The sequence below is a fragment of the Cupriavidus cauae genome (assembly GCF_008632125.1).
GTDB classification, from domain to species: Bacteria; Pseudomonadota; Gammaproteobacteria; order Burkholderiales; family Burkholderiaceae; genus Cupriavidus; species Cupriavidus cauae.
This window is the reverse complement of the sequence record NZ_VWRN01000034.1, coordinates 250,999-273,101: the sequence shown is the minus strand read 5'-3', so window position 1 is coordinate 273,101 and position 22,103 is coordinate 250,999. Positions and strand designations below refer to the sequence as shown.

General features: G+C 67.6%; 18 protein-coding genes. 11 read left to right on the top strand and 7 right to left on the bottom strand.

The features are described from left to right. Positions 1-9: 9 nt before the first annotated feature. On the bottom strand, positions 10-1,131 hold the full coding sequence (locus F1599_RS13465; RefSeq protein ID WP_149316648.1) for a Re/Si-specific NAD(P)(+) transhydrogenase subunit alpha: 1,122 nt from the start codon (positions 1,129-1,131) through the stop codon (positions 10-12). A gap of 231 nt (positions 1,132-1,362) precedes the next feature. On the opposite strand from F1599_RS13465, the gene F1599_RS13460 reads away from it, so the two are divergent. After that, the gene (locus F1599_RS13460) at positions 1,363-1,866 is read left to right on the top strand and encodes an NUDIX hydrolase (RefSeq protein WP_187829092.1); all 504 of its coding nucleotides are present in this window, start codon (positions 1,363-1,365) and stop codon (positions 1,864-1,866) included. Further along, the gene (gene mnmA, locus F1599_RS13455) at positions 1,863-2,999 is read left to right on the top strand and encodes a tRNA 2-thiouridine(34) synthase MnmA (protein WP_262484825.1); all 1,137 of its coding nucleotides are present in this window, start codon (positions 1,863-1,865) and stop codon (positions 2,997-2,999) included. The genes F1599_RS13460 and mnmA overlap by 4 nt, the downstream gene beginning before the upstream one ends. A gap of 103 nt (positions 3,000-3,102) precedes the next feature. Here the strand turns inward: mnmA and F1599_RS13450 are convergent, their stop codons facing one another. Beyond that, positions 3,103-3,717 carry a glutathione S-transferase family protein gene (locus F1599_RS13450; protein ID WP_149316650.1) on the bottom strand — a complete coding sequence of 205 codons (615 nt, stop codon included), beginning with the start codon at positions 3,715-3,717 and terminating at the stop codon, positions 3,103-3,105. Positions 3,718-4,161: 444 nt separating this feature from the next. On the opposite strand from F1599_RS13450, the gene purB reads away from it, so the two are divergent. The 8 genes from purB to F1599_RS13410 all read left to right on the top strand — a co-directional run bounded on the left by purB (position 4,162) and on the right by F1599_RS13410 (position 13,333). After that, a complete protein-coding gene (gene purB / locus F1599_RS13445; protein ID WP_149316651.1) occupies positions 4,162-5,553 on the top strand; it encodes an adenylosuccinate lyase in 1,392 nt (463 codons plus the stop codon). A gap of 377 nt (positions 5,554-5,930) precedes the next feature. Further along, complete coding sequence (locus F1599_RS13440) at positions 5,931-6,479, top strand: cytochrome b (protein WP_150083392.1); 549 nt, start codon at positions 5,931-5,933, stop codon at positions 6,477-6,479. Positions 6,480-6,552: 73 nt separating this feature from the next. Further along, on the top strand, positions 6,553-7,125 hold the full coding sequence (locus F1599_RS13435) for a YceI family protein (RefSeq protein WP_149316653.1): 573 nt from the start codon (positions 6,553-6,555) through the stop codon (positions 7,123-7,125). Between the two features lie 127 nt (positions 7,126-7,252). Further along, on the top strand, positions 7,253-7,843 hold the full coding sequence (locus F1599_RS13430) for a YceI family protein (protein ID WP_149316654.1): 591 nt from the start codon (positions 7,253-7,255) through the stop codon (positions 7,841-7,843). A 565-nt stretch (positions 7,844-8,408) separates the two neighbouring features. Further along, entirely contained in the window at positions 8,409-9,800 is a 1,392-nt protein-coding gene (locus F1599_RS13425) for an SAM-dependent methyltransferase (protein ID WP_150083391.1), read from the top strand. A gap of 20 nt (positions 9,801-9,820) precedes the next feature. Next, positions 9,821-11,152, top strand: a complete 1,332-nt coding sequence (locus F1599_RS13420) for a sensor histidine kinase (protein WP_149316656.1) — start codon at positions 9,821-9,823, stop codon at positions 11,150-11,152. A 28-nt stretch (positions 11,153-11,180) separates the two neighbouring features. Then, complete coding sequence (locus tag F1599_RS13415; protein WP_187829093.1) at positions 11,181-12,344, top strand: hybrid sensor histidine kinase/response regulator; 1,164 nt, start codon at positions 11,181-11,183, stop codon at positions 12,342-12,344. Then, on the top strand, positions 12,341-13,333 hold the full coding sequence (locus F1599_RS13410; protein ID WP_149316657.1) for a response regulator: 993 nt from the start codon (positions 12,341-12,343) through the stop codon (positions 13,331-13,333). Before F1599_RS13415 ends, F1599_RS13410 begins: the two co-directional genes overlap by 4 nt. A gap of 116 nt (positions 13,334-13,449) precedes the next feature. Here the strand turns inward: F1599_RS13410 and secF are convergent, their stop codons facing one another. From secF to queA, 5 genes are all read right to left on the bottom strand, one after another. Further along, positions 13,450-14,421 carry a protein translocase subunit SecF gene (gene secF, locus F1599_RS13405; protein ID WP_149316658.1) on the bottom strand — a complete coding sequence of 324 codons (972 nt, stop codon included), beginning with the start codon at positions 14,419-14,421 and terminating at the stop codon, positions 13,450-13,452. A 148-nt stretch (positions 14,422-14,569) separates the two neighbouring features. Next, positions 14,570-16,444, bottom strand: a complete 1,875-nt coding sequence (secD, locus tag F1599_RS13400; protein ID WP_150083390.1) for a protein translocase subunit SecD — start codon at positions 16,442-16,444, stop codon at positions 14,570-14,572. 209 nt (positions 16,445-16,653) lie between these two features. Beyond that, entirely contained in the window at positions 16,654-16,983 is a 330-nt protein-coding gene (yajC, locus tag F1599_RS13395; protein ID WP_149316660.1) for a preprotein translocase subunit YajC, read from the bottom strand. Between the two features lie 133 nt (positions 16,984-17,116). Next, entirely contained in the window at positions 17,117-18,247 is a 1,131-nt protein-coding gene (gene tgt / locus F1599_RS13390) for a tRNA guanosine(34) transglycosylase Tgt (RefSeq protein ID WP_150083389.1), read from the bottom strand. Between the two features lie 62 nt (positions 18,248-18,309). After that, positions 18,310-19,347, bottom strand: a complete 1,038-nt coding sequence (gene queA, locus F1599_RS13385) for a tRNA preQ1(34) S-adenosylmethionine ribosyltransferase-isomerase QueA (RefSeq protein ID WP_150083388.1) — start codon at positions 19,345-19,347, stop codon at positions 18,310-18,312. A 277-nt stretch (positions 19,348-19,624) separates the two neighbouring features. On the opposite strand from queA, the gene recG reads away from it, so the two are divergent. Next, the gene (recG, locus tag F1599_RS13380; protein WP_150083387.1) at positions 19,625-21,856 is read left to right on the top strand and encodes an ATP-dependent DNA helicase RecG; all 2,232 of its coding nucleotides are present in this window, start codon (positions 19,625-19,627) and stop codon (positions 21,854-21,856) included. The last annotated feature ends 247 nt before the right edge of the window (positions 21,857-22,103 follow it).

Sequence of the window (22,103 nt, the reverse complement as noted above, 5' to 3'; positions counted from 1 at the left end):
GGCAGCCGCTCAGGCGGCCTGGCGGGCCAGCGCGCCGTCCTTGCTGATCAGGCAGGCCGCGACAATATCGTCTTCCGGGTTGATTGTCAGCTTGCCGTCCTTGTCGACGATCAGCTTGAGGAAGTCGAGCACGTTGCGCGCGTACAGCGCGGAGGCATCGGCCGCGACCATGCTGGCCAGATTGGTGTAGCCGACCAGCGTCACGCCATGGCGCTCGACGACCTCGTCCGCCACGGTCAGCGGGCAGTTGCCGCCTTGCGCGGCGGCCAGGTCGACCACCACCGAGCCCGGCTTCATCGCCTGTACGGTCTCTTCCTTCAGCAGCACCGGCGCGCGTCGCCCGGGGATCAGCGCGGTCGTGATGACGATATCGGCCTGCTTCGCGCGCTCGTGCACCAGCGCGGCCTGGCGCTGCATCCAGCTGGCCGGCATCGGCCGCGCGTAGCCGCCGACGCCCTGCGCGATCTCGCGCTCCTCGTCGGTTTCGAACGGCACGTCGAGAAACTTCGCGCCCAGCGATTCGATCTGTTCCTTGACCGCGGGCCGCACGTCGGAGGCCTCGATCACCGCGCCCAGCCGCTTGGCGGTCGCGATCGCCTGCAGGCCGGCCACGCCGGCGCCGAGAATCAGCACGCGCGCGGCCTTGACCGTACCGGCGGCGGTCATCAGCATCGGCATGAAGCGTTGATAGTGGTTGGCGGCGACCAGCACGGCCTTGTAGCCGGCGATGTTTGCCTGCGAGGACAGCACGTCCATGCTTTGCGCGCGGGTCGTGCGCGGCGCGGCCTCGAGCGCGAAGGCGACGATGCCGGCGGCGGCCATGCGCGCATTGTTGTCGGCGTCGAACGGATCGAGCATGCCGACCAGCGTGGCGCCGGGGCGAATCTGCGACAGTTCCTGCGGATCGGGGGAGCGGACCTTCAACACGAGCTCGGCGCCGAACGCGCGGGCCGCATCGACGATGCTGGCGCCGGCCGCCTCGTAGGCCGCGTCCGGACAGCTGGCACGCACACCGGCACCGCTTTGCACGAGCACCTGATGGCCCTGGGCGACGTACTTCTTGACGGTCTCGGGGGTGGCGGCGACACGCGCTTCGCCGGCCCGTGTCTCCAGCGGGATACCGATCTGCATCGTCAGCTTCTCCTGTTGCGGTGCCGCTCCGGGCTACGGCCGGGCAGGCATCCGGGCTCGTTTGTGGGCGCCGCCGTCCAGCGCAGCGCACAATTTTTTCGCAGCTTACAGGAATCTGACGGCAATGGGTGCGATCGGGGTGCGTTCCGCGCGGGGCCCGGGCGCGGTCCGCGGCGCTGCAGCGCCGCGCGCCAGCCGGTAGAATGCCGGATTGCCTAAAACTTGTGCATCATGTCCCAAGACTGGAAAACCAGCGTCACCGTGGCGGCCGTGATCGAGCGCGGCGGCCGCTTCCTGCTGGTCGAAGAAGAAACCCGCGATGGCCTGAAGCTGAATCAGCCGGCCGGCCATCTGGACCCGGGCGAGAGCCTGGTGCGCGCCGTGATCCGGGAAACGCTGGAAGAAACCGCGCACAGCTTCGAGCCGCGCGCGCTGCTCGGCTGCTATCTGGCCGGTTCGGTGACCTCGCCGACCGGCCAGCATCCCGACGGCAACATCACCTATGTGCGGTTCGCCTTCACCGGCGATCTGGGTCCGCTCGACAGCGGCCGTCCCCTCGATACCGGCATCGTGCGCACGGTCTGGCTCAGCGCCGACGAGATCCGCGCCTGCCCGGAGCGCCATCGCTCGCCGCTGGTGCTGGCCTGTGTCGAGGACTATCTGGCCGGCAAGCGCTTCGCACTCGACGCGCTGTACACGCATCCGTCGGCGCTGATGCCGGGAGCGCTGCCATGAGCGTCGTCACGAGCGCCGCCACTTCGGCCCGCCCCGAACTGAATCCCGGCATCGGCCGCGGCGAACGCGTCGTGGTCGGCATGTCGGGCGGGGTGGACTCGTCCGTCACCGCCTGGCTGCTCAAGCAGCAGGGCTACGAGGTGGTCGGCCTGTTCATGAAGAACTGGGAGGACGACGACGACAGCGAGTACTGCTCGACGCGCCAGGACTGGCTCGACGTGGTGTCGGTGGCCGACCTGATCGGCGTCGACGTCGAGGCGGTCAACTTCGCCGCCGAGTACAAGGACCGCGTGTTCGCCGATTTCCTGCGCGAGTATTCGGCCGGGCGCACGCCCAATCCCGACGTGCTGTGCAACGCCGAGATCAAGTTCAAGGCCTTCCTCGACCATGCGATGTCGCTCGGTGCCGAGCGCATTGCCACCGGCCACTATGCGCGCGTGCGGCAGGGCGGGCACGGCCGCTTCGAACTGCTCAAGGCGCTGGACCATACCAAGGACCAGAGCTACTTCCTGCACCGCTTGAACCAGGCGCAGCTGTCGCGCACGCTGTTTCCGCTGGGCGAGCTGCCGAAGACGCAGGTGCGCGAAATCGCCGCGGAAATCGGCCTGCCGAACGCGAAGAAGAAGGATTCCACCGGAATCTGCTTTATTGGCGAGCGCCCATTCCGGGATTTTCTGAATCGCTATCTGCCGACCAAACCGGGGCCGATGAAGACGGCCGACGGCAAGGTCGTCGGCGAGCATATCGGGCTGGCGTTCTACACGCTGGGCCAGCGCAAGGGCATCGGCCTGGGCGGCAGCCGCGACGGCAGCGGCGATGCCTGGTACGTCGCGCGCAAGGACATGGCGTCGAACACGCTGTACGTGGTGCAGGGGCACGATCATCCGTGGCTGCTGTCGCCGACGCTGCGCGCGGCCGACCTGTCGTGGGTCGCCGGCGATGCGCCGCGCGCGGGCACCGCGCTCAGCGCCAAGACGCGCTATCGGCAGAGCGATGCCCCGTGCCTCGTCGACGCGGTCGATGCCGACAACCTGCAGCTGCGCTTCGACGAAGCGCAATGGGCCGTGACGCCGGGGCAATCAGCGGTGTTGTACGACGGCGAGGTCTGCCTGGGCGGCGGCATCATCCAGTGATGCCGCGCACGCCGTCCTCCAGCGACGGCGTGTCGGTGGCCGCGGACGGCACGGTTCACGGTGGCCACAGCGACCTCGGTGGCCACGGTGACCCCGGTCATCCTCAGCCCCGCGGCGGCTCCGTATCGATGAACGACTGGCGCTTGCTGACCTTGTCGTGAAAGGCGACCAGGTTGGGATGGCGTTCGCGCCAGGCGATGTCCGGGAAGCGGAAGTCCAGATAGGACAGCGCGCAGCCGACCGCGACGTCGGCCAGCGAATAATGGTTGCCGGCGCACCAGGTGCGGTCGGCCAGGCCGTTGGCCATCGCCACCAGCGCGCCGTCGATCTTGCCAAGCTGGCGGCGCACCCAGCGCTCGCTGCGCTGGGCCGGCTCGCGCTGCGTATGTTCCAGACGCGCCAGCAGCGCGGCATCGAGCAGGCCGTCGGCCAGCGCTTCCCAGCAGCGCACCTCGAGCCGCTCGCGGCTGCCCTGCGGGATCATGCGGCTGACCGGCGTCAGCGTGTCGACGTACTCGACGATCACGCGCGAATCGAACACCGCGCCGCCGTCTTCCATCACCAGGCAGGGCACCTTGCCGAGGGGATTGAATTGACCGATCACCGTGTCCGGCGACCACACGTCGACTTCCACCAGCTGATAGTCGATCTTCTTCTCGGCCATCACCACGCGCACCTTGCGCGCGTAAGGGCTGGTCTGCGATGCGTACAGCTTCATGTTCTCCCCTTGAGCTCGTTATGGAGTGCATCGGGCGCTTCGCGATGGAGCGGCTGGCCTCGTGCGCCGGCGGTGGCGCGCGGGTCCTGTCTGCCTTGATGCACTTCGTAACAGGCTACTGGCTCGGCGTGGCGAGTATAACCGCCCGGGCGGCCGTTCCGGCACGGCGCCGGCGTGCAGCGGCGGGCCGGCGGGATTGCCCGCAACACTGACGACGATCGCGCGGCGCAGCGGGAAGGGCGGTGGTAAAATCGCGGCTTTCCAGCGCCGGCTGCCAGGCTGGTGCGCCGGATCGCCCCGGATCGCGCAGGATCGTACTTCCCGGCTTTGTATGCGCTTGAGTACATGGGATGTGCCAGCGCAGCTCGCCGCTGCCGCGTGCGCCGACGCCCCTGCCGACACCGTTCCAGTTTCCCTCTTCATTCCCTCCCGCCGTCTGCCAGCATGTCCGCTACCGCCTCCCCCGCCGCGCTCTCGCCGCTCACCGCCCTGTCCCCGATCGATGGCCGCTATGCCGCCAAGGCCGACCCGCTGCGCGAATGGCTGTCCGAGGCCGCCTTCATGCGCCACCGCGTCAAGGTCGAAGTCCATTGGCTGATCGCGCTGGCCCGCACCGGCCTGCCCGACATGCCGAAGTTCTCGGCGCAGTCCGAAGCCGCGCTGCTGGCGCTGGTCGACAACTTCAGCGAGGCCGACGCGGCCCGGATCAAGGAAATCGAGGCGGTCACCAATCACGACGTCAAGGCGGTCGAGTACTGGATGAAGGAGCGCGTGCAGGACAACGCCGAGCTGGTGGCCGCCAGCGAATTCATCCACTTCGCCTGCACCTCCGAGGACATCAACAACACCTCGCACGGCATGATGCTCAAGGGCGCGCGCGACAGCGTGCTGGTGCCGACGCTGCGCCGCGTGCATGCGCGGCTGGTGGAACTGGCGCACGCCAACGCCCGCGAGCCGATGCTGTCGCGCACGCACGGCCAGCCCGCCAGCCCGACCACGCTGGGCAAGGAAATGGCGAACGTCGCGGCCCGCCTGGCGCGCGCGATCGAACGGATCGAGCGGGTCGAGTTGCTGGGCAAGATGAACGGCGCGGTGGGCAACTACAACGCGCATCTGTCGGCCTATCCCGAGTTCGACTGGGAGGCCTTCTCGCGCGACGTCATCGAGAACCGGCTGGGCCTGGCCTTCAACCCGTACACGATCCAGATCGAACCGCACGACTACATGGCCGAGCTGTTCGACGCGGTGGCCCGCGCCAACACCATCCTGCTGGACCTGGACCGCGACGTCTGGGGCTATATCTCGCTGGGCTACTTCAAGCAGAAGACCAAGGCCGGCGAAATCGGCTCGTCGACGATGCCGCACAAGGTCAACCCGATTGACTTCGAGAACTCCGAGGGCAACCTGGGCCTGGCCAACGCACTGCTGCGCCACCTGTCGGAGAAGCTGCCCGTCTCGCGCTGGCAGCGCGACCTGACCGACTCGACGGTGCTGCGCAATATCGGCGTCGCCTTCGGCTACAGCCTGCTGGCCTACGAGGCCTGCCTGCGCGGCCTGGGCAAGCTGGAAACCAATCCGGAGCGGCTGGCCGAGGACCTGGACAACTGCTGGGAAGTGCTGGCCGAGCCGGTGCAGACCGTGATGCGCCGCCACGGCATCGCCAATCCCTATGAGCAACTGAAGGAACTGACCCGCGGCAAGGGCATCTCCCGCGAGGCGCTGCGCACCTTCATCGAAGGCCTGGCGATCCCCGACGAGGCCAAGGCTCGCCTGCTGGCGATGACCCCGGGCAGCTATATCGGCCGGGCGGTGGAGTTGGCGGAAAGGTTGAAGTAAGGCCTCGAGGGGTGCCGACACGATCTTGTGTCGGTGGCGCACGACGATTCCTTAAAGCCGTCCCTCCGGGCGGCTTTTTCTTTGGAGCGGTGACTGGCAACTGCTCGAGAAATGGGAGCCGCTCCCGGAAAGCCGGCGGGATATCGACCACTTGCCGCCGAAACCGCTTGATCCTCGAATCGGTCAAACTTGTGGTTGCGACTTTTGCGACACACCATAATCCGACCGGTTCTGCGCCGACGTCGGGGACCGGATCTATTCAAACGCTTTGAACGACTCAATGAAGTTCCGCCTTCCCGGCGTCACTTTGCGGACGCAATAATGCGAGAATTAACAGCGTCTGCCGAAAGAATAAAGACTGAAGCCGGATTTCATCGATGCGTTCCACTACCCCAGCGCGCTATGGCGCGACCGCGATCGGCCTGCACTGGATCGTCGCTCTGCTGATTTTCGCGGCCTTCGGGCTCGGTCTTTACATGACCGACATCCCGGGCTTCACGCCGACCAAGCTCAAGCTGTACTCGTGGCACAAGTGGCTGGGCGTGACGGTGTTCGCGCTGGCCGTGCTGCGCGTGCTCTGGCGTCTGACGCATGCCGCGCCGGCGCCGGTGGCCGGCATGCCGGCCTGGCAGGCCGGCGCGGCCAAGGCCGCCCACGGGCTGCTCTATCTGCTGATCCTGGTGGTGCCGGTAACCGGCTATCTGTACAGCCTCGCCGCCGGCGTGCCCGTCGTCTATCTGGGCATGTGGCCGCTGCCGACGCTGATCGAGCCGAACGACGCGCTGAAGGAAACGCTGAAGTTCGCCCATGTCTGGCTGAACTATCTGATGGCCGCGCTGGTCGTGCTGCATGCCGCGGCGGCGCTCAAGCACCAGTGGCTGGACCGCGACGGCACGCTCGGCCGCATGCTGCCGTTCCTGCGCTGAGTCCGGCCGATCGCTGCCGCTGTTCCGCTGTTCTGCTGTTCCGCATTGACCGAATGAAACCGAGGAGTCCTCGATGAAACGTATTCCCCGTCCCGGTGCCTTGCTGCTGGCCGCGTCGCTGGCCTGCGCCGGCTTTGCCGCCAATCTCGCCGCCGCCCAGCTCGATGCCGGCAAGAGTTCGGTGACCGCGGTCGCGCGCCAGATCGGCGTGCCGATGGAAGGCAAGTTCAAGCGCTTTGCCGCCGCGGTGGACTTCGATCCCGCCAGGCTGGCCAGCTCCAGCGCCAAGGTCGAGATCGACGTGGCCAGCTTCGAGATCGGCGACGCCGCCACCACCAAGGAGGTCAAGGGCAAGGACTGGTTCGATGCCGCGCGCTTCCCCAAGGCGGTGTTCGAATCGACCGGCATCAAGCCGGCCGCCGCCGGCAAGTTCGATGTCGCCGGCAAGCTGACCATCAAGGGCAAGACCGTGGACGTGGTGGTGCCCGCGACCTATCGCCAGGAAGGCGCCAATCAGGTCTTCGAGGGCGTGCTGCCGATCAAGCGCAGCGTCTTCAATATCGGCGAGGGCGAGTGGAAGGACACCTCGGTGGTCGCCGACGAGGTCCAGATCAAGTTCCGCCTCGTCACGGCCGCCAAGTCCTGAGCCGGACGACCACCGCCCCAGGGAATCGCGATCCCGCCCTGAAACCATCGTTGCGGTCACCGCCGCACCTGCCCGACGAAACCAACGGCTGAATCCAATCGCCGAACCAACGCTTACCGGAGAACCCATGAAACTGCGTACCGCCGCCGCCATCCTCGCCGCCGCTTCCGCCACCGCCTTCGCCGGCCTCGCCTCGGCGGCCGCCGTGACCTACAACCTCGATCCGACCCATACGTATCCGAGCTTCGAGGCCGATCACCTGGGCGGGCTGTCGAAGTGGCGCGGCAAGTTCGAGAAGTCCAGCGGCGTCGTCACGCTGGACCGCGCCGCCAAGACCGGCACGCTCGACATCAAGATCGATACCGCGTCGATCGACTTCGGCCACGGCAAGATGAACGAGCACGCCAAGAGCCCGGACATGTTCGACGTCCAGGCCTATCCCGAGGCGACCTACAAGGGCAAGTTCTCGAAGTTCGCCGGCGACGTGCCGACCGAGGTCGATGGCGTGCTGACGCTGCGCGGCGTGTCCAAGCCGGTCAAGCTGGAGATCCGCGAGTTCAAGTGCATGCAGCATCCGATGCTCAAGCGCGAGGCCTGCGGTGCCGACGCCTATGCCACCTTCAACCGCACCGACTTCGGCATCGACTACGGCGTCAAGATGGGCTTCAAGCCCGAGGTCAAGCTGGCGATCCAGGTCGAGGGCGTGCGCGCCGACTGAGGCTGCGGCGTCCGAACCTGCCGTTCCCGCGCAAGCGGGGTCCCGTTGAATTTCAAGGACGCCGGATTGCCGCTTGCGCGGGAACGACAGCATCGTGACACCAGTTTGTCAGCAGTTCGAGGGCCGGTTCATCCGGCCCTTTTTCATTGGCGGCAACCCTCCCGCGGTGGGGGGTCATGTGGGGTGGCTCCCCTCGTTGGGATGAGGGCCGTTGTCCACTGCAGCGAGCGCACAGTACAATCGGTCGCTGATTCGCACCTGGCGGCCCGGGAGCGAGACCGGGGGCAGGCATTGCCGGCCCGCGCTCCAGGCCGTTGCCGGCCGGCTTTCGGTCAGGCTACTGGCCCGCATCGGCCTGTCGTTGGCCCGGCGGCAGTCCCGCAGCTTGCCCCTTCGCCGCTCACTTCCCGATCAGGATCGCAAGCGTATGCCCAACCCCTAGTTTCCGTGCATCGCCTTCGCCGAGCCGTTCGCGAGTTCCTTCGCCCATGCCGCGCCGGACCGTTCCGACCACCGTGTCGGCATGAGCCAGCCGCATCCTTCGGATTTTCCCTGGCGCAAAACCGTGTACTCCCAAACGCAAATTGATCCGGTGGTCAGCTTCCGCAACTCGCAGGGCGAGCAGGTGCGGGGCACGATCATTAATCTCCAGAGAAAATCTCTGGTGATGGAAGTCTATAACCCGTACTCGATTGTCCAGGTCAGCGAGGTATTGAGCGACCTGAGCGTCAGGATCGGGGCCAAGAACGCCTATCTTGGCAAAGCGGTGGTGATGAGCCTGGTCAATACCGGTCTCACGGCGGTGGTCTCGCTGACGCTGATCGACGAATGGCGCGAACTGAGCGACCTGCCCAACGAGCCCCGCTCGGTGGGGCGCGAGGCCGAGCTGTTCGTCAGCGACTGGGACACGCGCTTCAACATCCGCCGCGATTACCAGATCGCCGTCAACGAGATGCGCGCCTTCCTGTCCGAGGTCTCGCGCTGGGTCGAGCAGGTCGACCTGACCGAAAGCCTGCCCAAGGTCGACGGCCGCTTGCGCGCAGACGTGTTCCAGGAGCTGGCCACGCCGCTGATGGTGAAGGTCAAGTCGTACCTGGACCGGCTCGAAGGGGAGGCCGAGCGCGTCGACGTCGAGCTGGCGCCGGTGCATCGAACCTATGCGCAATCGGCGCTGCATCCGCTGCTGCTGCGCGCGCCGTTCGTCTATCGCACCTTCACCAAGCCGCTCGGCTACGCCGGCGACTACGAGATGGTGAACCAGATCCTGAGCGATCCGCAGCAGGGACCGACCACCTACTTCCAGATCGTCAATACCGCCTTCCTGAAGGCGGCGGTCGCCACCGCGCACCGCAACCGCATCGATCTGCTGGTCAACTTCCTCAGCCGGCAGGCGGACAGCGCCCGCGCGGCGGGGCGGCCGTTCCGCGTGCTGAACGTCGGCTGCGGCCCGGCCTTCGAGATCCAGCGCTTTGCGCGCGAATACGCCGAGCCGGACCGGCTGTCGTTCCAGCTGGTCGACTTCAGCGAGGAGACCCTCGAATTTACCCGCGGCTCCATCCAGCGCGCCGCCCGGGAGGCGGGACGCAGCCTGCAGGTCGAGATGGTGCACGAGTCGGTGCACGAGCTGCTCAAGCGGCGTATCGCGGTCGAGGATCCTTCGGTGCGCGAGTTCGATGCGGTCTATTGCGCCGGCCTGTTCGACTATCTGTCCGACAAGGTCTGCGCCCGTCTGCTGAGCCATTTCGCCGCGCGCACGCGCCCGGGCGGGCGGGTGCTGGTCACCAACGTCCATTCGAACAATCCCGAGCGATACGGGATGGAACATCTGCTCGAGTGGTACCTGATCTATCGCGACGAACCGAAGATGCTGAGCCTGCTGCCCGAGCAGTCGACCGACCACGAGGTCTATGTCGATGCCACGGGCGTCAACGTGTTCGCTGAAGCCACCATCTCCTGAGGCGGCGCCGCCGATCTGCCATGACTGTCAACCGACTCTACGCCGGATACCAGGCCGAACTGGCCGACTTTCGCCTGGCGTTCAGCCGCGGCGGGGCCTACACCGCCATCGTGCTGGTGCTGCTCGGCATGGGTCTCGACTACGGCCAGTACCCGGAGTGGCAGGGACCCTTCGCGGTCGCGCGCATCGTCGTCTCGATGCTGATCGCCGGCATCGTCGTGGTGCTGTACAGCCAGCACGGGCGCAGGCTGGCGCCATGGCTGACGCTGTCGTGGCTGTTGCTGCCGCAGCTGATGATCGCGTGGATGATCTGGGAGACCGATGGCGTCGCCTCGCCGTACTACGTCGGCCTGAACCTGGCGATCTTCGCCTCGGGTATCGCGCTGCCGTTCGGCCTGTGGCAGAACGTGGTGTTCGGCGGCCTGTCGTACCTTTGCTATCTGGTGGCCTGCCTGCTGCATCCGGACGGCCTGCATCCGGTCGGCACCTTCCTGGTCAACTCGCTGTTCGTGCTGTTTGCCGGCGCCGCCAGCGCGGTCTACACCTACTTCAACGAGAAGGGCCGCTTCCAGCTGTTCCGGCTGAAGGAAGAACTGGCCAACAAGAACGACGAGCTGGCCCGCATCAACGAGAATCTGGCGCAGATCAAGGGCCAGCTGCTGCAGCAGGAGAAGATGGCCGCGGTCGGTACGCTGGCCGCGGGGCTGCTGCACGAGGTCAACAACCCGGTCAATTTCTGCCTGATGGCGATCGAGATCGCGCTGGAGGAACCGCAGGCCAAGGAGAGCGCCTCGCTGCAGGAATGCCTGATCGACGCCCGGCAAGGGATGCAGCGGATCCAGCATATCGTCTCGGACCTGAAGATCTTTGCCTATCGGCAACCCGGCGCCGAGGTCGAGGGCCGCCCCTTTCTGTTCGAGAAGGCGCTCGACTCGGCCAGCCGGCTGACCGCGCACGAACTGCGCGGCGTGCGGATGACGCGCGAGCTGCCGCCGGACACGCTGGTGTTCGGCGACGAGGCCGCCATCATCGGCGTGCTGATCAACCTGTTCTCGAACGCCGCGCTGGCGATGCGCAAGGCCGGCACGCCGGCACCGGCGATCCATACCACCGTGGTGTGGAAGGACGGCCGGCTGCACGTCAACGTACGCGACAACGGCCCGGGCATCCCCAGCGAGAATCTCGCGCGCGTGTTCGAGCCCTTCTTCACCACGCGCGAGGTCGGCCAGGGCCTGGGCCTGGGCCTGTCGATCAGCTATGCGGTGATCGAGCGGCATGGCGGCGTGCTGTTCGCCGAAAGCGAACTGGGCCAGTGGGCCGCGTTCAGCTTCGATCTGCCGCGGGCGGAATGAGCGCGCCATGACGGAACAGCGGACAGACATGCGGACAGAGCCGCGGACCGAACTGCGGACCGATTTGCGCCAGCCGCGGCTGACCGTGCTCTACGTCGACGACGAGGAGATGGCCTGCAAGTATTTCGCCCGCGCGGCCGGCGCGGAGTACGAAGTGCTGCTCGCCCAGGGCGCGGACCAGGCCATCGAGATGCTGCGCAACGACAGCGGCCGCACCGCGGTGCTGGTCACGGACTTCCGCATGCCGGGGCGCAACGGCGCCGATCTGCTGCGGCAGGTCGCCGCCGAGTATCCGCAGATCGTGCGGATCCTGGTGACGGCCTACGCCGACAAGGACATGCTGCTGCAGACCGTCAACAGCGGCGAGGTGTTTCGCATCCTCGAGAAGCCGCTCGGCCTGCAGGCGGTGCGGGATGTGCTGGCGCTCGCGCGGGAGCGTCATCGCGAACGGCAGTCGCGGCACCAGCGGCTGACCGCGATCGACGAGACGCTGGCTTTCCTCGCGCACGAACTTAACACCCCGCTGGCGGCTATCGCGAATTTCGCCCGCGGTGTTGAAAGCCGCAGCAGCGCCGAATACGATCCGCAGCGCCAGGCCGAGATCGGCCAGGCGGCCGCGGTGATGCACAGCAATGCGCAGTACTGCCTGGCGGTGATTTCGTCGTTCCTGCAGTCGGTGCGCGGCAATGGCGAACGGCCGCTGACCAGCGAGAACGATCGCGACATCACCGCAGGCAGCCTGATCATGGCGCTGCTCGACAGCTATCCGTTCACCGGACCGCAGCGCAACTGGGTCGAGGTCGAACTGCACGGCGACTTCATCGTCCATACGCTGCCGAACTGCGTGTCGCTGGTGCTGTCGTCGCTGCTGAACAATGGCTTGCGGGCGCTGACCGATGTCCCCAAGCCGTCGCTGCGCTTCCGTGTCGTGGCGCAGCCCGACCCCGTGATCTGCATCAGCGACAACGGTCCAGGCATTCCGCCCGACGTGATGGAGCGCCTGCTGGTCGATCCGGTCACCACGCATGCCGCCGCGGGCGGAAATGGCCTCGGCATGATTTTCTGCAACCGCGTCATGCAGTCGTTCGGCGGCGGCATCCGGATCGAATCGATTCCGGGCGCCGGCACCACCGTGACGCTGGAATTCCCTCAGACGAAGAATCGAATGCACAGCAATAGGAGCGGTCAATGAACGAACCGAACGACAACCAGGCATCGCCTCCCGCGATTCTGTTCGTCGACGACGAGGCCACCGCGGTCAAGTATTTCCAGAGGGCGATCGGCGGGCTGGCGCCCGTGGTCACCGGCGGTTCGGTCGAGGAGGGCAAGGCGCTGCTCGAAGCCCATGGCGACACGCTGGCCGTGCTGGTCTCCGACCAGCGCATGCCGGGCGAATACGGCAACGAGCTGCTGCGCCATGCGCGCGAGCACTATCCGCATATCGTCCGCATCCTGACCACCGCGTATTCCGAGCTCGAGTCGACCGTGCAGGCGGTCAACGAAGGGCAGATCCACCGCTATATCAAGAAGCCGTGGGACATTACCGCGCTGCGCATGGAGCTCAAGCAGGCGCTGGAGATCGCCGGCCTGCGCCGCGAGCGCGACCAGCTGGTGCGCGAGAAGCTGAGCGTGATCCAGCGCCAGACGCTGGCGGGGCGCATCGGCATGGTGCGCGCGCTGTGCGCCAGCCTGATCGGTCCGGAGCGCTTCCAGCCGGTCGAGACCTATCTGGCCGCCGCCGTGATGGCCGGTGCCAAGGGTCCGGAGCCCGACTGGGCCAGGATGGACTACGCCGACCTGATCGGCGCCGAAAGCCAGCGCAGCGGCGCCTTCGGCCATGCGGTGGCGAGCCGGCTGGCACAACTGCGCAGCGCGCATGACGCCGCGGCGGGTGCCGACGCGCTGGCGGTGATCGCGCAGCAGCTGGGCGAGGCGGTGCGCCGCGATGGTGACGCGCTGGTGTGGCTGTCGTTGCCGGTGCTGTCCGAATTCCTCGGCGCGCCGGTCGGCACCGCGGTGTCGGACCAGCACGCAGCGTGGTTTGCCGCGCTGCTGTGGCTCGATCGCAGCGGCAATGCGCTGCAGATGCTGCGCGACGGCAATACCATCGTCTCGCGCCTGGCGCCGGCGTCGACGCAGTTCGGCGCCGACCGGCTGGCGATCTGGATCGAGCAGTTCTGACCGAACCTGACAGCATCTGAAGGAAGCCGGTTTGCTTCCTTCCGCCGGGAGCGGGGCAATGAAAAAACGGGGCCTGAGCCCCGTTTTTTTACGCCTGCTTACTGGCTAGCGGCACGTCATGCCTGCGCGCCGTAGTTCGGATCGTCGCGGTCTGCCCCGCCGGCCTTCTTTTCGCCCTTGATCAGGTCCTCGCGCTTGACGCCCAGCCACATGGCCAGCGCCGCGGCGACGAACACCGACGAATAGATGCCGAACAGGATGCCCACCGTCAGCGCCAGCGCGAAGTAGTGCAGCGTCGGACCGCCGAAGAAGAACATCGACAGCACCATCATCTCGGTCGAGCCGTGCGTGATGATGGTTCGCGAGATGGTGCTGGTGATCGCGTTGTCGATGACCTCGTGGGTATTCATCTTGCGGAACTTGCGGAAGTTCTCGCGGATCCGGTCGAAGATCACCACCGACTCGTTGACCGAATAGCCGAGCACCGCCAGCACCGCCGCCAGCACCGACAGCGAGAATTCCCACTGGAAGAAGGCGAAGAAGCCCAGGATGATCACGATGTCGTGCAGGTTGGCGATGATGCCCGCCACCGCGAACTTCCATTCGAAGCGGATCGACAGGTAGATCACGATGCCGGCGATCACGCACAGCAGCGCCAGCAGGCCGTCGGTGGCCAGCTCCTTGCCGACCTGCGGGCCGACGAATTCGACGCGCTGCAGGTTGGCGTCGGGCGAGACCGCCTTGAGCGCGCCCATCACCTGCTCGCTCTGCTGTGCCGAGCTGACCGGCTTGCCGTCGGCGCCTTTCTGCAGCGGCAGGCGGATCATCACGTCGCGCGAGGTGCCGAAGTTCTGCACCTGCACGTCGGTGTAGCCGAGCTTGCCGACCTGGCCGCGGATCCGTTCCAGGTCGGCGGGTTGCTGGTAGCTGACCTCCATCACCGTGCCGCCGGTGAATTCGATCGACAGGTGCAGGCCCTTCTGCCAGAGGAAAAAGACGGCGGCGAAGAACGTCACGAAGGAGATCACGTTGAAGATCAACGCGTGCTTCATGAACGGAATGTCGCGCCGGATGCGGAAGAATTCCATGGTGAATCCTGTATCTGCTGCAGCGTGCTGCGTTCGGGTGTTTCGTTCGAGGGTATCGTGCGAAGGTGACGTTCGAGGGTGACGTTCGAGTCTGGCCGTCAGGCCGGAGCCGCGGGGCAGGGCCCCGCCGCGCTCACGCTCATTGCCCTCACTTGTTGGCCACGGTGCCCTTGTTGTCCGGGCCGGGCTTCCAGATCTGGCCGATCGACACGCTCTGCAGCTTCTTCTTGCGGCCGTACCAGAGGTTGACCAGGCCGCGGTTGAAGAACACCGCCGAGAACACCGACGTCAGGATGCCCAGGCAGTGCACCACCGCGAAGCCGCGCACCGGGCCCGAGCCGAAGGCCAGCAGCGCCAGGCCGGCGATCAGCGTGGTCACGTTCGAGTCCAGGATCGTGGCCCAGGCGCGGTCGAAGCCGACCGCGATCGCCATCTGCGGCGACGCCCCCGCGCGGAGTTCCTCGCGGATGCGCTCGTTGATCAGCACGTTGGCGTCGATCGCCATGCCGAGCACCAGCGCGATGGCCGCGATGCCGGGCAGCGTCAGCGTGGCCTGCAGCATCGACAGCACCGCGATCAGCAGCAGCAGGTTGACGCCCAGCGCGATCACCGAGAACACGCCGAACAGCAGGTAGTACAGCACCATGAAGACGGCGATCGCGGCAAAGCCGTAGGCCACCGAGTCGAAGCCCTTCTCGATGTTGTCGGCGCCCAGCGACGGGCCGATGGTGCGTTCCTCGATGATGTCCATCGGCGCGGCCAGCGAGCCGGCGCGCAGCAGCAGCGCGAGGTCGTTGGCGGCCTCGGTCGAGTACGAGCCGGTGATCTGGAAGCTCGAGCCCAGTTCGGACTGGATCGTCGCCACCGTCAGCACTTCACCCTTGCCCTTCTCGAACAGCACGATGCCCATCGGCTTGCCGATGTTCTCGCGCGAGACGTCGCGCAGCACGCGGCCGCCCTGGGCGTCGAGCTTGATGTTGACCGAGGGGCGCTGGTTCTGGTCGAAGCCGGCCGACGCGCTTTCGATGCGGTCCCCGGTGAAGATCACCTGCTTCTTCAGCACCACCGGGGCGCCGTTGCCGTGCAGGAACAGCTCGCTGCCGAACGGGATCGGATCGCCCTGGCGCGGGGCGCGCGGTGCGTCCGGATCGACCAGGCGGGCCTCCAGCGTGGCGGTGCGGCCGATGATGTCCTTGGCCTTGGCGGTGTCCTGCACGCCCGGCAGCTGCACCACGATGCGCTCCGCGCCTTGCTGCTGGATCACCGGCTCGGCCACGCCCAGTTCATTGACGCGGTTGTGCAGCGTGGTGATGTTCTGCTTCACGGCGGCGTCCTGCACCGCGCGGCGCGCCACCTCGGTGAAGGTGCCGACCACGTTGTTGCCGTCCATCGCGAAGGTCAGGTCCGGCAGGCTGTCGGCCAGCACGCCGCGGGCGCGGGTGGCGTCCTCGGGGTTGTTGAAGCGCACCGTCACGCGGTCGCCGTTGCGGTCCACGCCGCCGTGGCGGATGCCCTTGTCGCGCAGCACGGTGCGCGCGTCGCCGGCCAGGCTGTCCAGCTTCTTGTCGACCGCGCCCTTCATGTCGACCTGCAGCAGGAAGTGCACGCCGCCGCGCAGGTCCAGGCCCAGGTACATCGGCAGCGCATGCAGCGAGGTCAGCCACTTCGGCGAGCCGGACAGCAGGTTCAGCGCGACCACATAGGTCGGATCGTTGGGATCGGGATTGAGCGCGCGCGACAGCACGTCCTTGGCGCGCAGCTGCTCGTCGGTGGTGCGGAAGCGCGCCTTGACCGAGCCGGACTGTCCCGACACGTCATAGAACACGCCGTCGGGCTGCAAGCCGTTCTGCGCCAGCACCTGCTCGATCTGCTTCTGCATCGCCAGATCGACCTTGACGGTGGCCTTGCCCGACGAGACCTGCACCGCAGGCGCCTCGCCGAAGAAGTTGGGCAGCGTATAGATGATGCCGATGGCAAGCGCCACCAGGATCACGAGGTATTTCCAAAGCGGATAGCGATTCATCTTCGGCCAGTCTTTCTACGGTCTTTCTACGGCCGGCGCAGCGCGCGGACGGGATTCCGCGGGCGTATCGCGCAGGCAACCGGTTGGCAAACAGCCGCCTGGCCCGACCGGAGACTTCCCGGGGCTGGGCCAGGCGGCTGTGCGGGCACGCTATTGGCGGCGTGCCGGAACCTTGCGGCGGACCCGCAAGGCCTGAGAGAGCGAGGGGCTCAGAGCGCCTTCAGCGAACCCTTCGGCAGCACCGCGGTGACGGCGTTCTTCTGCACCGTGATCTCGGTGCCTTCGGCGATTTCCAGCGTCACATACTGCTCGTTGACCTTGGTGACCCGGCCCAGGATGCCGCCGGCGGTGACGACTTCGTCGTTCTTGGCCAGCGCTTCCAGCATCGCCTTGGCTTCCTTCTGCCGCTTCATCTGCGGGCGGATCATGATGAACCACAGCACCGCGAACATCAGGATGATCGGCAGGAAACTCATCAGGCCACCCGCCGCGCCGCCGGCCCCGCCGGCGGTCTGGGCAAATGCGTTCGAAATCAGCACGTTGCTTCTCCGTCACAAAATTGATTCAAGGAATCGGGCATTCTATCACCCGGTTCGGCCCGTTCAGCGGCTTGTGTCGCCTTGCCGGGCCCGCCCGTCGCGGGCCGCCGGCGGCAGGGCGGCCGGGGCCGTCTTACTGCGTGCCGCGCGCCCTGTCGGCGGCGAACTGGCGGCGGAAGGCGTCGAAGCGGTGCTGCTCGATCGCCTCGCGGATTTCGCGCATCAGCTGCAGGTAGTAATACAGATTGTGGATCGTATTGAGCCGCGCGCCCAGAATTTCTCCGACCCGGTGCAGATGGTGCAGATAGGCCCGCGAGAAATTGCGGCAGGTGTAGCAGGCGCAGCTTTCGTCCAGCGGCCGCGGGTCGTTGCGGTGCGCCGCGTTCTTGATCTTGACGTCGCCGAAGCGGGTAAACAGCCAGCCGTTGCGGGCATTGCGGGTCGGCATCACGCAGTCGAACATGTCGACGCCGGAGGCCACGCCCGCCACCAGGTCCTCCGGCGTGCCGACGCCCATCAGATAGTGCGGCTTGTCCGCCGGCAGCCTCGGGCCGACGTGTTCGAGCACCCGCATCATGTCTTCCTTGGGCTCGCCGACCGACAGGCCGCCGATCGCCAGGCCATGGAAGCCGAGCTCCGACAGCCCGGCCAGCGATTCGTCGCGCAGGTCCTCGAACATGCCGCCCTGGACGATGCCGAACAGCGCGTTCGGGTTGGCCAGCCGCTCGAACTCGTCGCGCGAGCGCTTGGCCCAGCGCAGGCTCATGCGCATCGAGCGCGCGGCCTCCTCGTGCGTGGCCGGGCGGCCCTCGATCTCGTACGGCGTGCATTCGTCGAACTGCATCACGATGTCCGAGTTCAGCGTGCGCTGGATCTGCATCGAGATCTCGGGCGACAGGAACAGCTTGTCGCCGTTGACCGGCGAGGCGAAGGTCACGCCTTCCTCGGTGATCTTGCGCAGCTCGCCCAGCGAGAACACCTGGAAGCCGCCCGAATCGGTCAGGATCGGCTTGTCCCAGCCGATGAAGCGGTGCAGGCCCTGGTGGGTGTCGATGACCTCCAGCCCGGGCCGCAGCCACAGATGGAAGGTATTGCCCAGGATGATCTGCGCGCCGATTCCGTTGAGCTCCAGCGGCGACATCGCCTTGACCGAGCCATAGGTGCCGACCGGCATGAAGATCGGCGTCTCGACCACGCCGTGGTTCAGGGTGACGCGGCCGCGGCGGGCGTTGCCGTCGGTGGTGAGCAGTTCGAATTCGAGCATGGCGTAGGGGTGGCGGAGATTCGGTGGGCCGGGGCGTGCCGGGGCAGGGCGCGGGCGGCGGTTCAGGGCTGGCGCTGCAGCAGCATCGCGTCGCCGTAGCTGAAGAAGCGATAGCGCTGCTCGACCGCATGGCGATAGGCGATGCGGATCGGCTCGATGCCGGCCAGCGCCGACACCAGCATCAGCAGCGTCGACTTGGGCAGATGGAAGTTGGTGATCAGCGCGTCGACCAGCCGGAAGCAATAGCCCGGCGTGATGAAGATGTCGGTGTCGCCGCTGCCGGCCCGCAGTTCGCCTTCGGGCGTCGCGGCCGATTCCAGCGCGCGCAGCGAGGTGGTGCCGACCGCGATCACGCGGCCGCCGGCGGCGCGGGTGTCGCGCACCGCCTGCGCCAGTTCCTCGGAGATCGCGTACCACTCCGAATGCATCTTGTGCTCGGCCAGGTTCTCGGTGCGCACCGGCTGGAAGGTGCCGGCGCCGACGTGCAGCGTCAGGAAGGCGCGCTGCACGCCGTGGGCGTCGAGCCGGGCGAACAGCGCGTCGTCGAAATGCAGCCCGGCCGTCGGCGCCGCCACCGCGCCCGGATGACGCGCATAGACGGTCTGGTAGCGGCTCTCGTCGTAGGCGTCCGGATCGTGCGTGATATAGGGCGGCAGCGGCAGGCGGCCGAAGCGCTCGATCAGGTCCAGCGCCGGCTCGGGAAAGCGCAGCGTGAAAAACTGGTCCACGCGCGGGCCGACCGTGACATCGAAGGCATCGGCCAGCCGCAGCGTGCTGCCCTCGGCCGGCGTCTTCGAGGCGCGCACCTGGGCCAGCACCGTGTCGGCGTCGAGCACGCGCTCGACCAGCACTTCGACCTTGCCGCCGCTGGCCTTCTGGCCGAAGAAGCGGGCCTTGATCACGCGGGTGTCGTTGAACACCAGCAGGTCGTTCGGGCGCAGATAGTCGGTCAGGTCGGCGAAGGCGCGATCGTCCAGCTCGGTGGCGCCGTCCGCGCCGGTCCGCACGACCAGCAGCCGGCTCGCGCTGCGGTCGGGCAGCGCGGTCTGGGCGATCAGTTCGGGGGGCAGCGGAAAGTCGAAATCGGACAGCGTCAGCATAAAAGGACAGGGACCGGCGCCTCGCAACGAGGCCGGCGGCAGGTGCAAAAGGGGCAGCGGGTCGGGATACCGCCGGTGGCGCCTGGAGCGCGCGGCGCAGGCATGGGTACAATCGGCGGACCCGCTATTGTAAGGCTTCGGCCGCCAGGCTTGCCGCCATGGCCGTGATGGCGGGTATTCCGCCGGGGCGACCCGCGGAGCGCCGACGGCCCCGCCGTTTCCCACGATCCGATCCGACACGCCCGCGGCGCCGCCGCGCCCTGCCGACCACGCCTCGATGCCCGTCACCGCCAGCGAACGCACGCCCGAGCCAGACGCCCAGCCGCCATCGGCCAAGCCGGCCGCCAAGGCCGCGAAGTCGGCCAAGTCCGGCGCGCCCGCCAAGGCCGACGCGCCCGCCAAATCCGGCAAGGCCGCCGCACCGTCGTCGGCCATGGCCAAGCTCGCCAAGCTGGGCCTGAAGCGAGACGTCGACCTGGTGCTGCATCTGCCGATGCGCTACGAGGACGAGACCACGCTGCTGCCGATCAGGGAGGCCGTGCATCGCGCGGGCTTGGGCTTCGCCGTGCAGGTCGAGGGCGAGGTGGTGTCCAGCGAGGTCACGCTGCGGCCGCGCCGGCAACTGGTGGTGCGCATCGCCGACGACAGCGGCGAGCTGACGCTGCGCTTTCTCAATTTCTACGGCAGCCAGGCCAGGCAGATGGCCGAGGGCGTGCGGCTGCGCGTGCGCGGCGAGGTCCGCGGCGGCTTCTTCGGCGCCGAGATGATCCATCCGGTCGTGCGCCCGGTCGGCCCCGACGAGCCGCTGCCGGACCGCTTGACGCCGGTCTATCCCGCTACCGCCGGCATCTCGCAGGCCTATCTGCGCAAGGCGATCGGCGGGGCGCTGCAGCGCACGCCGCTGCCGGAGACGCTGCCGCGGCCGCTGCTGGACGGCCCGCTGGCGCCGTTGAAGCTGCAGCCGCTGGCCGAATCGCTGCGGCTGCTCCATGCGCCGCCGCCGCAGGTCGACGAGGCCGCGCTGATCGACCGCTCGCACCCGGCGTGGGTGCGCATCAAGTTCGACGAACTGCTGGCCCAGCAGCTGTCGCTCAAGCGCGCGCAGGCGGCGCGCCGCGCCCGCAACGCGCCGCCGATGCCGCGCCGCGCCGGCGGCCTGCTGGACCGTTTCCTCGCCGCGCTGCCGTTCGCGCTGACCGGCGCGCAGCAGCGCGTGGTCAAGGAGATCGCCGCCGACATGGGCGCGCCGCACCCGATGCACCGGCTGCTGCAGGGCGATGTCGGCAGCGGCAAGACCATCGTCGCGGCACTGGCCGCCTGCCAGGCGATCGACGCCGGCTACCAGGCCGCGCTGATGGCGCCGACCGAGATCCTGGCCGAGCAGCATTACCGCAAGCTGTCGGGCTGGCTCGCGCCGCTGGGCGTCGAGGTGGTATGGCTGGCCGGGAGCCTGAAGCGCACCGAAAAGCGCGAGGCCGTGGCACGGGTCGAGTCGGGCCAGGCGCAACTTGCGATCGGCACCCACGCGCTGATCCAGGACACGGTGCGTTTCGCGAAGCTGGGTCTGTCGGTCGTCGACGAGCAGCACCGCTTCGGCGTGGCGCAGCGGCTGGCTCTGCGCGGCAAGGCGGACGGGGCCGAGCAGGACGGCGCGGGGTCCGCACCACACGCCGACGAGCCCGCCACCGTGCCGCACCAGCTGATGATGTCGGCCACGCCGATCCCGCGCACGCTGGCAATGACCTACTACGCCGACCTCGACGTGTCGGTGATCGACGAGCTGCCGCCCGGCCGCAGCCCGGTGGTCACGCGGCTGGTCAACGACGCGCGCCGCGACGAGGTGATCGAGCGCGTGCACCACGCCGCCGCGCAGGGCCGGCAGGTCTACTGGGTCTGTCCGCTGATCGAGGAGAGCGAGGCGCTGCAGCTGCAGACCGCGCAGGAAACCTACGAGACGCTGGCCGCCGCCTTGCCGGACCTGGAGGTCGGGCTGGTCCATGGGCGCCTGCCGCCGGCCGAGAAGGCCGCCGTGATGGACGCGTTCTCGGCCAACCGGCTGCAGGTGCTGGTGGCGACCACGGTGATCGAGGTCGGCGTCGACGTGCCCAACGCCTCGCTGATGGTGATCGAGCATGCCGAGCGCTTCGGCCTCGCGCAGCTGCATCAGCTGCGCGGCCGCGTCGGCCGGGGCAGCGCGGAGTCGGTCTGCCTGCTGATGTACCAGGCGCCGCTGTCGCCGACCGCCAAGCAGCGGCTGGCGACGATGCGCGAGACGACCGACGGCTTCGAGATCGCCCGGCGCGACCTGCAGATTCGCGGGCCGGGCGAGTTCCTGGGGGCGCGCCAGTCGGGCGAGGCGATGCTGCGCTTTGCCGATCTCGAAACCGACGCCTGGCTGGTCGAGCCGGCGCAGCAGGCGGCGGAACTGCTGCTGAGCCGTTACCCCGAAGCGGCGCAGGCGCATCTGTCGCGCTGGCTGGGCGGGCGGGAGCATTACTTGAAGGCGTGAAGGCGTGAAGGCGTGAAGGCGTGAAAGGGCGAGGGCGTCGGGGCGTGAGGGCCTGAGGGCGTGAGGGCCCGAGGGCGTGAGGGCGTGAGGGCGTGAGGGCGTGAGGGCGTGGGAGCCGAGAATCCCGGGCCGCAAGCTCGGAAGTCCGCCTTCGCCGCGCCGGTGGTCAAGAGCAGTGCACGCCGCTTTGCCGCGCGGCTCTGACAGAACCTCGATTCGAAGGTAAAATCTATCGCTTCTGAAAAGC